Source organism: Burkholderia sp. RF4-BP95, from assembly GCF_001521985.1.
Classification (GTDB): Bacteria; Pseudomonadota; Gammaproteobacteria; order Burkholderiales; family Burkholderiaceae; genus Burkholderia; species Burkholderia diffusa.
Map to the genome: position 1 here is coordinate 59,126 of NZ_LOSX01000023.1, position 13,018 is coordinate 72,143.

Here is a 13,018-nt window from a genome sequence, read left to right on the forward strand (position 1 = left end):
GTTAGTCCTTCTGGTTGGTTGAAACAATGGAATGACCCGCCAGGGTCTCGTTATTCGCGCTCGGCGCGTTTATCGCGTCGGCGGAATGCGTGCGCACAATCTTCTGTTGTACTTCTGCCATTCCCCCCACTCGATATCGGATTCGCACATACGGTGCGGAATGCAGCCCCTCCAGCGTGAAGTGCTGGTCCGGGTAGACACTGCGGTCAAATTTCGTCCATTGGCACGACGCGGCGTCCTGTTCGGACTGGCACGCGCCGGCTTCGATCAAACCGATCCGGACGTTGCCGGTATTGGCCAGCGCGCCTTTCGACACGTGGAAATCCGGCACGAGCGTCTTCGGCAGCACACGGACGAGCGGCGCCCAGACGAGGCTGAAGTCGACCTTGCCGGACACATCGTCCTTCGCCGCGGAGTCGTCATCCGACGGTGCCGCCACCGGTTGCAGATAGACGCGATACAGCACCTCCTTTTTCGGCACGCCCAGCGGTATCACCCGCACGAGCCGTGTGCCGCCAGCCGGCAACGCGAACTTGGCCGGCGAGATCACGATTGCGTCGTCGCCGGAATTCATGCTGGCCTCCTCGCGCTCGTGATCCGTCGCCGGATCGATCACGCGCTTCGCGATCGCCTTCACGTATTGCGTCGTATCGGATTTCGAATAGATGCGCAGCTCCGCGGCCGACTCCTTGCCGCCGCCGATCGACGCAGACATCGGATAGACCAGCATGTTCGCGCTGGCAATCGACGATGCAAGCGACATCGCGATTGCGACGAGCGGCATCCCATACGGACCGCATTTCAATATGTTAATAATTCGCATAACTTATCTGTATAGAATCCAGATTAATTCCAATATCAAATCGGCTCGCGCATCCCTCATCGATCAGATCCAGAACCGTCTTGGATCTGATCAGTTCGACGTCGTTTGCCACACCTAATTTTCATCGCGTTGACCTTCCGCGCTGATGGCCTACCTGCCTTTCTTCATGCGCTCCGCAATCTGACTTCCCCTCATTCCAGACGAGCAAAGCCGGATCACCTCCATCCCGCGCGGCGACAGCCTGGATGCACGCTTTCGCCGTTAAAGCAGACCGACTCGAGAGACCTCTTGATCATCGGCGACTAATTCTCAATGCGCGCGCGACATCGAATCGATTAGAGTATCTGTAGTCCTATATATAATTACGACATCGATCGCGTTGGAATCGCCTTCGATATACTTCATGCCCGCAAGCGGCGATGGCCGCCGCTTGCAAAAATAGGTCCCGCGCGAAATTTTCTCATTTGAATTTCCTGCTTCACCTCGAGCCGCCGTCATTCGCCGCAAATACTGAATCGCCGCCGTTCCCGCCCGAGGTCATCTTGCGAAATTCTTTGATGGATATTTTATAAATACCTTACAAAGCAAGATATAGGACCAGCGCCCAATCTAGGTTTCGCCGAATTGGACAAGTCCTAGATATGACGAATTTTGACAGTTTGGCGACCCACCGCCTCCTGCAAAGTCGACTCGGTGCGCGCCAAGCGGGTTCTCGCGCCCTTCACGCGATATCAAACGGTTCCCGTCGCGGTCAGGCGCGCGCTACCGACTGGACGCCCAGCCGATACACCTCCTCTGTTTTGGACCGGACGCACTTGCCTGAGCGTGACGAGTTTCGTTTGCCCGGATGCCTCATTCGGATCACGGCGCGAGCAAGTGCTCGGCAAACATCAGCGGCTCACCTGCTCGAAGGCCCTTGCCAGTTGGAGCGTAGACGGACGCGAACGCGCCCCGACGGAACACCACAAACATCACAATTCCTTTAACTTTCCGTGAGGACTTCGACACCGGCCGCTGTCTACGATAGGCGCATGTTTTCAGGACCTGCTTCCAGGAGCCCATCATGCCCACCCGCAGACATCTGCTGCTGTTCGCCGGCGCCACCGGCCTCGCCACGCTCGCGGCGCTGTCGTCGACCGGCCGCCGCGCACTGGTCGGCCGCGCGTTCGCCGCGTCGACGGCTGCGCCGAAGATGGCCGCCCCATACGAGGTCACCCTCAGCGACGCCGAATGGCATCGCCGGCTCACGCCCGCCCAGTACGCGATCCTGCGCGACGCCGGCACCGAGCGGCCGTACAGCAGCCCGCTGAACGACGAGCACCGCCCCGGCACGTTCGCGTGCGCGGGCTGCGGCCTCGCGCTGTTCTCATCGGCCACCAAGTTCGACAGTCACACGGGCTGGCCGAGCTTCTGGAAGCCGCTCGACCACGCGGTCGCGACCGACGCCGACACGTCGTTCGGGATGGTCCGCACCGAAGTGCACTGCCGCCGCTGCGGCGGCCATCTCGGCCACGTGTTCGACGACGGCCCGCCGCCCACCGGCCTGCGCTACTGCATGAACGGGCTCGCACTCGCCTTCCACCCGGCCGCCGCCTGATCCGGCCCCACTCCCGACCGACTGGAGAACGCATCATGCTGCTCATCGTCCTCGCCTATCTCGGCGGCGTGCTCACGATCCTGAGCCCGTGCATCCTGCCCGTGCTGCCGTTCGTGTTCGCGCGCGCCGACCAGCCGTTCGTGCGCACCGGCCTGCCGCTGCTGGCCGGCATGGCGCTCACGTTCGCCGTCGTCGCAACGCTCGCCGCCGTCGGCGGCGGCTGGGTCGCGCAGGCCAACCAGGCCGGCCGCTGGGCCGCCATCGTGCTGCTCGCGGTATTCGGCCTGACGCTGCTGATGCCGCGCCTCGCCGAACACCTGACGCGCCCGCTCGTCGCCGCAGGCAACCGCCTCACCGGCCTCGCGCAGCGCGACGGCCGCCCGGCCGGCCCGCTGTCGTCGCTGCTGCTCGGCGTCGCCACCGGCCTGCTGTGGGCGCCGTGCGCCGGCCCGATCCTCGGGCTCGTGCTGACCGGCGCCGCGCTGCGCGGCGCGAGCGTCGGCACCACGCTGCTGCTCGTGGCGTACGCGGCCGGCGCGGCGACGTCGCTCGGCGTCGCGCTCGTGATCGGCGGCAAGGTGTTCGCCGCGATGAAGCACTCGCTCGGCGCGGGCGAATGGATCAAGCGCGGGATCGGCGCCGCGCTGCTGGCGGGCGTCGCCGCGATCGCGCTCGGCCTCGATACGGGGGCACTCGCGCAGCTGTCGACCGTCACGACGGGCGGCCTCGAGGCGAAGCTCGTCGACCGGCTCGGCGGGCGCTCGAACGGCGCGCCGGCGGCGATGGCCGCGACGGGCTCGCCGGCGGACGGCCCGGCAGACCGCACCGCGAACGGTTCGGACGGCGCGATGATGGCCGCCACGGCCGATGCCGCGCAGCCCGGCGGCGCGATGATGCGCGCGGCCGAGGTCACACCCGCGCCGCAGGCGCCGGCCGCGCTGCCCGTCGAAGGCACGCTGCCGTCGCTCGACGGCGCCGTGCAGTGGCTGAATTCGCCGCCGCTGACCGCGGCCGGCCTGCGCGGCAAGGTCGTGCTCGTCGACTTCTGGACCTATTCGTGCATCAACTGCCTGCGCACGCTGCCGTACACCACGGCCTGGGCACGCAAGTACGCGCCGTACGGTCTCGTCGTGATCGGCGTGCACGCACCGGAGTTCGCGTTCGAGCGCGACATCGGCAACGTGAAGAAGGCCGTGCACGACCTCGGCATCGACTTCCCGGTCGCGATCGACAACCACTACACGATCTGGCGCGCGTTCAGCAACGAATACTGGCCCGCGCACTACTTCGTCGACGCGCAGGGACGCGTGCGCCGCCATCACTTCGGCGAAGGCGAATACGCGCAGTCGGAACGCGCGATCCAGTCGCTGCTCGCCGAAGCCGGCCGCCCGGAAGCGCTGAAGGTGCCGCTCGGGCTCGCCGGCGCGCCCGCGAAAGGCGCGCTCGCGGCGGCCGACAGCGCCGACGTCCGCTCGCCCGAAACCTATGTCGGCTATGCGCGCGCGGACGACTTCACGTCGCCCGGCGGCGTGGTGCGCGACACGGCACACCGCTACGACGCGCCCGCGCATCCCGACCTGAACGACTGGGGCCTCGCCGGCACCTGGCAGGTCGGCGCCGAGCGCGCGTCGCTCGCCGCGCCGTCCGGCCGGATCGTCTACCGCTTCCATGCGCGCGACCTGCACCTCGTACTCGGCCCGGGTGCGAACGGCAAGCCGGTGCGCTTTCGCGTGACGCTCGACGGCGCGGCGCCCGGTGCCGCGCACGGCGCCGACGTCGACGCGCAGGGCTACGGCTCGGTCACCGGGCAGCGCCTGTACCAGCTCGTCCGCCAGCCCGGCGCGATCGCCGATCGCACGTTCGCGATCGAGTTTCTCGATCCGGGTGTCGATGCGTACGCATTCACGTTCGGTTGAACGCATGCCAGGCCGACATCCGACCGCCGTCTTCCGCAACGCATTTCGAAGGAGCCAACGATGAACCCGACACCCACCCGCGCCGCCACGCCAGGACGGCGCACAGCGATGCTGCGCCGCATCGGCGCCCTCGCCGTCGCGGCCGCCGCCGTGTTCGGCTACCAGCGCATCGTCAACTCCGCCGAGCCGATGCGCACCGTGCCCGCGCCGACCCTCGACGAAACGCCCGGCGCATCGCACGACGAGACGGCCGTGCTTGCCGGCGGCTGTTTCTGGGGCGTGCAGGGCGTGTTCGAGCACGTGAAGGGCGTGAAGCAGGTCACGGCCGGTTATGCGGGCGGCGCGTCCGAAACCGCGCACTATGCGCTCGTCGGGTCCGGGCTGACGGGGCACGCGGAATCGGTACGCATCGTCTACGACCCGACGCAGATCACCTACGGCCGGCTGCTGCAGGTGTTCTTCTCGGTCGCGCACGATCCGACCCAGCTCAACCGGCAAGGCCCCGACGAAGGGTCGCAGTACCGGTCGGCGATCTTCCCGACCACCGCGCAGCAACGCGCGGTCGCGACCGCGTACATCGCGCAGCTCGGCACCGCGCGCGCGTTTCCGGCGCCGGTCGTCACGCGTATCGAGGCCTACAAGGGGTTCTACCCGGCCGAGGCCTATCACCAGAACTACCTCGAACTGCATCCCGACGCGCCATACATCGCGTTCAACGACCTGCCGAAGGTCGCCGGGCTGAAACACTACTTCCCGGCGCTGTACCGCGCCGACCCGGTGCTGTGGCGCGACGCCCGCTCGTGACCGGCAACCGGCCGCGTGACGGGCTGCGGCCCGTTGCGCGGCCGAGGCCGCGGCCGGGCGGCCTCTCATGCCACGCGCGCCGCCCGTGCCGCGGATTGCGCCGCATCAAACAATCCGCACCCGCCGTGCCGGTGCAAACCCGCATCGCGTCCGCCATGCGGTGCAACTTCGCGTAGACTTCTCCCAAGCCACGCCGCGTGTTGCGGCGTCCGGACCTTCCGTCCAGCCAGGAGGCGTCACGCATGCGCGCAGTGCCTTTGTCTGACAGCGGCACCCTTGAAGAACCGTCCACCGGCGCGGTCGTGCGCGACCTGCGCCGCGTGCCCATCCATCCCGATCACTGGTATCCGCTCGCGTGGTCGCGCGAACTGAAGCGCGGCAAGACGCTCGGCGTGCGCTTCGCCGGCGATCCGATCGTGCTCGTGCGCACCGAATCCGGCGCCGTGTACGCGCTCGAAGATCGTTGCGCGCACCGCCAGGTGCCGCTGCATGCGGGCGTCGTGAGCGGCGAAACGCTGCGCTGCTGCTACCACGGCTGGACCTACGCGTGCGACAGCGGCCGCTGCGTCGACGTGCCCTACCTCGGCCGCGAGCGCTTGCCCAACGGCGTGCGCGCCTATCCGTGCCGCGAGGCGCACGGGGTGATCTTCGTGTTCCCCGGCGACGCGACGCTCGCCGACGAACGCCCGTTCCCCGCGCTCGAATCGGCGGACGACCCTGCATTCAAGACGCGCCGCTTCGGCCGCGAAGTCAAGTGCCACTACTCGTTCATGCACGAGAACCTGATGGACATGAACCATCAATTCCTGCATCGCAAGCAGATGGGTCAGATGCGGGCGCGCGCACTCGGCCGGCGTCGCGGCGACGACTGGGTCGAGGTCGATTACACGTTCGCGCGCATGGAGGGCAAGCAGCCGGTCGGCGAGGCGCTCGTGTTCGGCTCGAGCAAGAAGCCCGGCGACCAGGCCGACAAGAGCGTGATGACGGTGCGCACCGGCTACCCGTATCAGACGCTGCAGATCCGCTCGAGCGAAGGCACGCTCGTGATGGACCTGTGGATCGTCTACGTGCCGCTCGATGCGGAGCAGCGCACCAATCGCACGTTCGGACTGCTGTCGATCCACAAGCCCGGTATCCCGTTCGCGCTCGATCTCGCGTGGCCGCTGCTCGTCTGGTTCACCGAGCGGATCTTCCGCGAGGATCGCTGGATCGTCGAGCGCGAGCAGGAAGCGCACGACCGGCAGGGCGCCGACTGGAACCACGAGGTGTTTCCGGTCATCAACGAACTGCGCGACCTGCTGCGCCAGTGCGGCGCGCGCACCGTGATCCCGATCCGCGACGCACGCGACGGCGCGTGATGCGTGCCGCGGCGTGCTCCGCTAAAGGCTGAACGCGCCGGGCAGCAACGCGCGGGCCGTCGTAATCTCGACGGCCCCTTTCAGGTTGGCCAGGATCACTTCGATATCGGGCCGGCCGATCTCGATGATCACCTGACGGCACGCGCCGCACGGCGCGATCGGGCCGTCGGTGTCGCCGATCACCGCGAGCCGCGTGAAGTCGCCCGGACGATAGCCGGCGGCGATCGCCGCGAACATCGCCGTGCGTTCCGCGCAATTGCACAGTCCGTACGACGCGTTCTCGACGTTGCAGCCGTGAAAAACCGTTCCGTCGCGCGCCTGCAGCGCAGCGCCGACCTTGAAGCGCGAATACGGCGCATACGCGCGTTCGCGCGCCGCCCTGGCCTGTTCGATCAGTTCGTCTCGTTCCATCTCGATGGTGCCTCCAGTCGTGTGCGGGGATGCCTCGACGCGATACATCCCGGCCGGCACGATACACCCGTCATGTGAAGCGGGCGCCGATACCCGCACGTTCCGCCGCGCCGGCATCGGCGCCCGGTCAGCCGATCTGCCCGTAAATGGTCGGCGGCGCCTCGCCCGTCTCGCCCGCCTCGTCCAGCAAGTAGCTTTGCCGCACCTCGTCCACCGCACGTGCGGCGGCCGCGTCGTCGCGGGCATGCACGTAGCAGAGCGGCTGGCCGGCTTCGACGCGCTGCCCGATCTCCGCGAGCGCCGTCAGGCCGACACGGTAGTCGATCGCATCCTCCGCGCGCGTGCGGCCGCCGCCGAGCGCGACGACCGCGAGCCCGAGCGCGCGGCAATCGACCCGCTGCACCACACCGCTCGCGGGCGACGGAACCGGCACGACCACATCCGCCCGCGCAAGATGACGCGCGGGTGCGTCGATCAGGTCCACCGGGCCGCCGAGCGCCGCCACCATTCTCGCGAAGCGTTCCGCCGCCGCGCCCGAGTCGAGCGCCTGCTGCAACATCGTGCGCGCCTGCGCGACATCGCGCGCCAATCCGCCGGTGACGAGCAACTGCGCCGACAGCGCCATCGTCACGTCATGCAGGCGCGCCGGTCGCGACTGGCCCGTCAGGTAATCGATCGCACACGCGACTTCGAGCGCATTGCCCGCGCACGGCGCGAGCGACTGGTTCATGTCGGTCAGGATCGCGGTGGTCTTCATGCCGGCGCCGTTGCCGACGTCGACGATACTGCGTGCCAGCTCGGCCGATTTCTCGGCGGTCGGCATGAACGCGCCGGAGCCGACCTTGACGTCCATCACGAGCCCGTCGAGCCCCGCCGCGAGCTTCTTCGACAGGATCGACGCGGTGATCATCGCGACCGACTCGACGGTCGCCGTCACGTCGCGAATCGCATAAATGCGCTTGTCCGCCGGCGCGAGCCGCGCGGTCTGCCCGATGATCGCGACGCCGACGTCGCGCACCGTGCGGCGAAACGCATCCGTGTCCGGTGTCACGTCGTAGCCGGGGATCGCACTGAGCTTGTCGAGCGTGCCGCCCGTGTGGCCGAGCCCGCGTCCCGAGATCATCGGCACGTAGCCGCCGCATGCGGCCACCATCGGCCCGAGCATCAGCGACACGACATCGCCGACGCCGCCCGTCGAATGCTTGTCGATCACCGGTCCGCCGAGATCGAGCGCGCGCCAGTCGAGCACGTCGCCCGAGTCGCGCTGCGCGATCGTCAGCGCGACGCGCTCATCGGTGCTCAGGTCGTTGAAGTACACGACCATCGCGAACGCCGCCACCTGGCCCTCGGTCACGCTGCCGTCGGTCACGCCGCGCACGAATGCGGCGATCTCGTCGCGATCCAGCGGCTGCCGGTCGCGCTTGCGGCGAATGAACTCCTGCGGCAGAAACATCGTTGCGTCTCCTCGATTGCTCAGTGCAGCGAAAAGAACAGGCCGGCGATCGCCGCGCTCATCAGGTTCGACAGCGTCGCGGCCGTCAGCGCACGCAAGCCGTGCCGCGCGACTTCCGAGCGGCGCTCGGGCGCGACCGCGCTGAAGCCGCCCGCGAGAATGGCGATCGACGAGAAGTTCGCGAAGCCGCACAGCGCGAACGACACGATCGCGAGCGTCTTCGGGTCGAGCACCTGCAGGCCGGCCGCCGCGACGTGCTCGCCGCCCTTCAGATACGGCGACAGGTCGCCGTACGCGACGAACTCGTTGAAGATCAGTTTCTCGCCGATGAAGTTGCCGGCCAGCGCCGCGTCGTGCCACGGCACGCCGATGATCCACGCCAGCGGCGCGAACAGGTGGCCGATGATGCCCAGCAGCGTCACCTGCGGAAAGCCCGCGAACGCGGCCACGCCGCCGACGATGAGGTTCATCAGCGCGATGAGCCCCACGAACGCGATCAGCATCGCGCCGACGTTGATCGCGATCCGCAGGCCGACCGACGCGCCGGATGCTGCCGCCTCGATCACGTTGGCGGCCCGCTTGTCGTCGAAATCGAGCCCGTCGACCACGACGCGACTCGGCTCGACGGTCGGAAACAGCAGCTTGCCGAACAGCAGCCCGCCCGGCACCGCCATGAACGATGCGGCGAGCAGGTACTCCATCTTCACGCCGAGGCCGGCGTAGCCGACCAGCACCGAGCCCGCGACCGACGCCATGCCGCTCGCCATCACCGTGAAGATCTCGGCGCCCGTCATGTGCCGCACGAACGGCTTCACGAGCGCGGGCATCTCGCTCTGCCCGAGAAAGATCGTCGCGACGGCCGAGCACGCCTCGATGCGGCTCACGCCGAGCACTTTCGCGAGCCCCGCGCCGAGGATCGCGACGATCCACTTCATCACGCCGACGTAGTAGAGCACCGCGATCAGCGCGGTGACGAAGATGATCATCGGCAGCACGCGCAGCCCGAACACGAACCCGCCGTCGCCGAACAGCTGAAACATCCGGGCGTCGACCAGCCCGCCAAATACGAACGCGATGCCGTGATTGCCCATGTCGAGCACGCGATTGACGCCGTTCGCGGCCGCCGCCAGCGCCGCGCGACCCGACGGCACGAACAACACCAGCGCGCCGATCGCGAACTGCGTGAGCAGCGCGGCGATCAAGGTCCGGCCGCTCACCGCGCGCCGGTTGTTCGACAGCAGATAAGCGACCAGCAGCAGGAACAGCATGCCCAGGAGGCTGCGCAGAATATCCACCTTGTGCTCCTTTCTCTCTATGTTTATTGGACTGCTCGGCAGGCGGCCCGGCCCGGCACGCGCGTGTAACGCCGTCGGTGGATATTACTCGCCGTCATGCATGACGACAACGCAAACAAAATGGCATGCTCCGTGCGGTGTCGCTTGCGTCGTCGATTTGCTCAGTTCTTCTATTTACCTGCAAGTTGAACGGACGCGACGACGTTCGATCGGTCCCATATATTGAAAGAATCGAGTGGAGGTCGAAAAGGGACGGGGCGGCAATGCATATGACGAGCCGCATGAACGCGCGCGGGGCGTGCCGTTCGAACGGACACGCCCCGCGCAATCGACGACGTATGTCGCTCAGCCCGCGCGTTCGACCGGATGCGGCTCGCGCAGCCGGTTCGCGATGCGCGCAGCCTCGTAATAGCCGGCCGCGGGCGGCCGTTTCAGATAGCGGCCCGCGCCGCGCACCGCACGCAGCTCGCCGTCGGCCCATGCGAGCGCGCCGCGCGTGAGCGTATGGGTCGCGACGCCCTGCACGGTCATCCCTTCGAACACGTTGAAGTCGACCTGCTGGTGATGGGTCTTCACCGAGATCGTCTTCGTCGCGGCGGGATCCCATACGACCAGATCGGCGTCGGCGCCGACCTGCACGGCCCCCTTGCGCGGATACAGGTTGAAGATCTGCGCGGCGTTCGTCGATGTGATCCGCACGAATTCGTTCGGCGTGATGCGGCCATGATTGACGCCGTGATGCCACAGCACCGACATGCGATCCTCGACGCCGCCGCAGCCGTTCGGGATCTTCGTGAAGTCCTCGCGGCCCATCGCCTTCTGCGACGCGCAGAACACGCAATGATCGGTCGCGGTCGTATGCAGCTGCCCCGCCTGCAGCCCGCGCCACAGCGCCTCGCGATGCTCGGCCGACCGGAACGGCGGGCTCATCACGTGCGCGGCCGCACGCGTCCAGTCCGGATCGCGATACACCGACTCGTCGATCACCAGGTGGCCCGGCAACACCTCGCCGAACACGCGCAGCCCTTCGCTGCGCGCGCGCGTGATCGCATCGACCGCATCCTTCGCCGACACGTGCACGATATACACGGGCACGCCGAGCACCTGCGCGATGCGAATCGCGCGGTTCGCGGCCTCGCCCTCGACTTCGGGCGGACGCGACAGCGGATGCGCCTCCGGCCCGGTCATCCCGCGCGCGAGCAGCGCCTTCTGCAACTGGAACACGAGCTCGCCGTTCTCCGCGTGCACGGTCGGCAGCGCGCCGAGTTCGAGCGAACGCGAGAAGCTGTTCACGAGGACCTCGTCGTCGGCCATGATCGCGTTCTTGTACGCCATGAAGTGCTTGAAGCTCGACACGCCATGCTCGCGCACGAGCGTGCCCATGTCGCGGTGCACCGATTCGTCCCACCACGTGACGGCCACGTGAAAGCCATAGTCGGCCGCGGCCTTCTCGGCCCAGCCGCGCCACTCGTGGAACGCGTCCATCAGCGGCTGCTTCGGGCTCGGAATCACGAAGTCGATGATACTGGTCGTGCCGCCCGACAGCCCGGCGGCCGTGCCCGAGTAGAAATCGTCGCTCGCCGTCGTGCCCATGAACGGCAGTTCCATGTGCGTGTGCGGATCGATGCCGCCCGGCATCACGTACTGGTCGTGCGCGTCGACCACCGTCGCGCCGGCCGGCGCGTCGATCGTCTCCGCGATCTGCAGGATCGTGCCGCCGTCCTGCGGGTCGGCACACAGTACGTCCGCACGATAGGTGCGGTCCGCATCGACCACGGTGCCGCCGCGAATCAGGATTGCCATTTGGTTGCCTCCTCGTTGACTGTCGGGTGCCGCATGCGTTCGCGCATCACGCGCTCGCGATCTGCGCGCGCTGTCCGGCGCGCCACTTCATCCAGGTGCCGTATACGCCGGACGCCAGCACGAGGCCGACGAACCACGCATACGTGTAAAGCGTGTTGAAGAACGCCGGCACGTTCGGGAACGACGCCGGGAACGCGGTATGCAGGAAGCCGGGCAGGTTCGGCAGCACGCCGATCGCGAGCGCCGCCAGCGCGGCCGGGTTCCAGCCGCGTGCGTAGCTGAAGTCGCCGCGCTCGTCGAACAGCGCGCGCGTATCGAGCCGCGTGCCGCGAATCAGGAAGTAGTCGACCATCAGGATGCCTGCGACCGGCCCGAGCAACGCCGAGTAGCCGACGAGCCAGGTGAAGATGTAGCCGTCCGTCGTCGCGAGGATCTTCCACGGCATCATCACGATCGCGAGCGTCGCGGTGATCATCCCGCCCGTGCGGTACGAGATCGCCTTCGGCCACAGGCTCGAGAAATCGTAAGCAGGACCGACCAGGTTCGCCGCGAGGTTGCAGCACATCGTGTCGAGCGTGAGGATCACGAGCGCGATGCCGACGCCGATGCCGGTCATCCGGCTCGTCAGGTCGATCGGATCCCAGATCGCGTTGCCGTAGATCACGACGGTGGCCGACGTCACCACGACCGACACCACCGACAGCAGCGCCATCGGCAGCGGCAGCCCGATCGACTGTCCGATCACCTGGTCGCGCTGCGAATGCGCGAAGCGCGTGAAGTCGGGAATGTTCAGCGCGAGCGTCGCCCAGAAGCCGACCATCGCGGTCAGGCCCGGCCAGAACGTCGCCCAGAAGAGTCCGGCCTTTTTGCCGCCCGCGACGAACTGCGACGGCGCCGACAGCATCGTGCCGAAGCCGCCCGCCTGCGACGTCGCCCACCAAACGAGCGCGACGCACATCACGACCTTGATCGGCGCGGACCAGCTCTCGAGCCAGCGGATCGAATCGGTGCCGTGCCAGATGAAGTACAGCTGCAGCGCCCAAAACACGAGAAAACACGCGAGCTGCCCGAACGAAATGCCGACGAGCGGCAGCGCGGCGCCGTGCAATGCGTTGCCGGTCAGGATGTTCAGCAGCGTGTAGATCGCGCTGCCGCCGAGCCAGGTCTGGATGCCGTACCAGCCGCACGCGACGATCGCGCGCAGCAGCGCGGGCAGCTTCGCGCCCTGCGTGCCGAACGACGCGCGCACGAGCACCGCATACGGAATCCCGTGTTTCGCGCCCGCATGGCCGATCAGCAGCATCGGCACGAGCACGATCAGGTTGCCGAACAAAACGGTCAGCACGGCCTGCCACGGCGACATGCCTTCCTGGATCAGCCCGGCCGCGAGCATGTACGACGCGATGTTCATCACCATCCCGACCCACAGCGCCGCGAAGTGATACCAGCGCCACGTGCGCTGCGACGCCGTCGTCGGCGCGAGGTCGTCGTTGTACAGGCTGCCGGCCGGCGCCGCGGCGCTGTCGGGATCGGCGGGAATCGCTGCTGGTTTCATCGG

General features: G+C 67.6%; 10 protein-coding genes. 4 read left to right on the forward strand and 6 right to left on the reverse strand.

Going from position 1 to position 13,018, the window contains the following annotated elements; translation table 11 throughout:
- Nucleotide 1: 1 nt before the first annotated feature.
- A complete protein-coding gene (cblB, locus tag WS46_RS09130) occupies nucleotides 2-823 on the reverse strand; it encodes a cable pilus chaperone CblB (protein WP_059690271.1) in 822 nt (273 codons plus the stop codon).
- Nucleotides 824-1,886: 1,063 nt separating this feature from the next.
- Here cblB and msrB point away from each other — a divergent pair.
- The 4 genes from msrB (at nucleotide 1,887) to WS46_RS09150 (ending at nucleotide 6,498) form a co-directional block, all read left to right on the forward strand.
- Nucleotides 1,887-2,420: a peptide-methionine (R)-S-oxide reductase MsrB gene (gene msrB, locus WS46_RS09135; RefSeq protein WP_059690272.1), complete on the forward strand. Its 534-nt coding sequence runs from the start codon at nucleotides 1,887-1,889 to the stop codon at nucleotides 2,418-2,420.
- A gap of 35 nt (nucleotides 2,421-2,455) precedes the next feature.
- On the forward strand, nucleotides 2,456-4,336 hold the full coding sequence (locus WS46_RS09140) for a cytochrome c biogenesis protein DipZ (protein WP_059690273.1): 1,881 nt from the start codon (nucleotides 2,456-2,458) through the stop codon (nucleotides 4,334-4,336).
- 60 nt (nucleotides 4,337-4,396) lie between these two features.
- Nucleotides 4,397-5,140: a peptide-methionine (S)-S-oxide reductase MsrA gene (gene msrA / locus WS46_RS09145; RefSeq protein WP_059690274.1), complete on the forward strand. Its 744-nt coding sequence runs from the start codon at nucleotides 4,397-4,399 to the stop codon at nucleotides 5,138-5,140.
- A gap of 242 nt (nucleotides 5,141-5,382) precedes the next feature.
- Nucleotides 5,383-6,498, forward strand: a complete 1,116-nt coding sequence (locus WS46_RS09150) for an aromatic ring-hydroxylating dioxygenase subunit alpha (protein ID WP_059534449.1) — start codon at nucleotides 5,383-5,385, stop codon at nucleotides 6,496-6,498.
- 21 nt (nucleotides 6,499-6,519) lie between these two features.
- On the opposite strand, the gene WS46_RS09155 is transcribed toward WS46_RS09150, so the two are convergent.
- The 5 genes from WS46_RS09155 to WS46_RS09175 all read right to left on the reverse strand — a co-directional run bounded on the left by WS46_RS09155 (nucleotide 6,520) and on the right by WS46_RS09175 (nucleotide 13,015).
- Nucleotides 6,520-6,909, reverse strand: coding sequence for a cytidine deaminase (locus tag WS46_RS09155; protein ID WP_059534451.1), 390 nt, complete (start codon nucleotides 6,907-6,909; stop codon nucleotides 6,520-6,522).
- A 127-nt stretch (nucleotides 6,910-7,036) separates the two neighbouring features.
- Nucleotides 7,037-8,362: a thymidine phosphorylase gene (gene deoA / locus WS46_RS09160; RefSeq protein WP_059690275.1), complete on the reverse strand. Its 1,326-nt coding sequence runs from the start codon at nucleotides 8,360-8,362 to the stop codon at nucleotides 7,037-7,039.
- 20 nt (nucleotides 8,363-8,382) lie between these two features.
- Nucleotides 8,383-9,657 (reverse strand): NupC/NupG family nucleoside CNT transporter, encoded by a 1,275-nt coding sequence (locus WS46_RS09165; RefSeq protein WP_059690276.1) that lies wholly within the window; start codon nucleotides 9,655-9,657, stop codon nucleotides 8,383-8,385.
- A 345-nt stretch (nucleotides 9,658-10,002) separates the two neighbouring features.
- Nucleotides 10,003-11,460: a dihydropyrimidinase gene (gene hydA / locus WS46_RS09170; protein WP_059534457.1), complete on the reverse strand. Its 1,458-nt coding sequence runs from the start codon at nucleotides 11,458-11,460 to the stop codon at nucleotides 10,003-10,005.
- Nucleotides 11,461-11,506: 46 nt separating this feature from the next.
- Entirely contained in the window at nucleotides 11,507-13,015 is a 1,509-nt protein-coding gene (locus WS46_RS09175; protein WP_059690277.1) for an NCS1 family nucleobase:cation symporter-1, read from the reverse strand.
- Between the last annotated feature and the right edge of the window lie 3 nt (nucleotides 13,016-13,018).

What these genes read in the sequence shown, in the direction of transcription:
- cblB (WP_059690271.1), bottom strand. Translation starts at nt 823, where the DNA reads ATGCGAATTATTAACATATTGAAATGCGGTCCGTATGGGATGCCGCTC.
- msrB (WP_059690272.1), top strand. Translation starts at nt 1,887, where the DNA reads ATGCCCACCCGCAGACATCTGCTGCTGTTCGCCGGCGCCACCGGCCTC.
- WS46_RS09140 (WP_059690273.1), top strand. Translation starts at nt 2,456, where the DNA reads ATGCTGCTCATCGTCCTCGCCTATCTCGGCGGCGTGCTCACGATCCTG.
- msrA (WP_059690274.1), top strand. Translation starts at nt 4,397, where the DNA reads ATGAACCCGACACCCACCCGCGCCGCCACGCCAGGACGGCGCACAGCG.
- WS46_RS09150 (WP_059534449.1), top strand. Translation starts at nt 5,383, where the DNA reads ATGCGCGCAGTGCCTTTGTCTGACAGCGGCACCCTTGAAGAACCGTCC.
- WS46_RS09155 (WP_059534451.1), bottom strand. Translation starts at nt 6,909, where the DNA reads ATGGAACGAGACGAACTGATCGAACAGGCCAGGGCGGCGCGCGAACGC.
- deoA (WP_059690275.1), bottom strand. Translation starts at nt 8,362, where the DNA reads ATGTTTCTGCCGCAGGAGTTCATTCGCCGCAAGCGCGACCGGCAGCCG.
- hydA (WP_059534457.1), bottom strand. Translation starts at nt 11,460, where the DNA reads ATGGCAATCCTGATTCGCGGCGGCACCGTGGTCGATGCGGACCGCACC.
- WS46_RS09175 (WP_059690277.1), bottom strand. Translation starts at nt 13,015, where the DNA reads ATGAAACCAGCAGCGATTCCCGCCGATCCCGACAGCGCCGCGGCGCCG.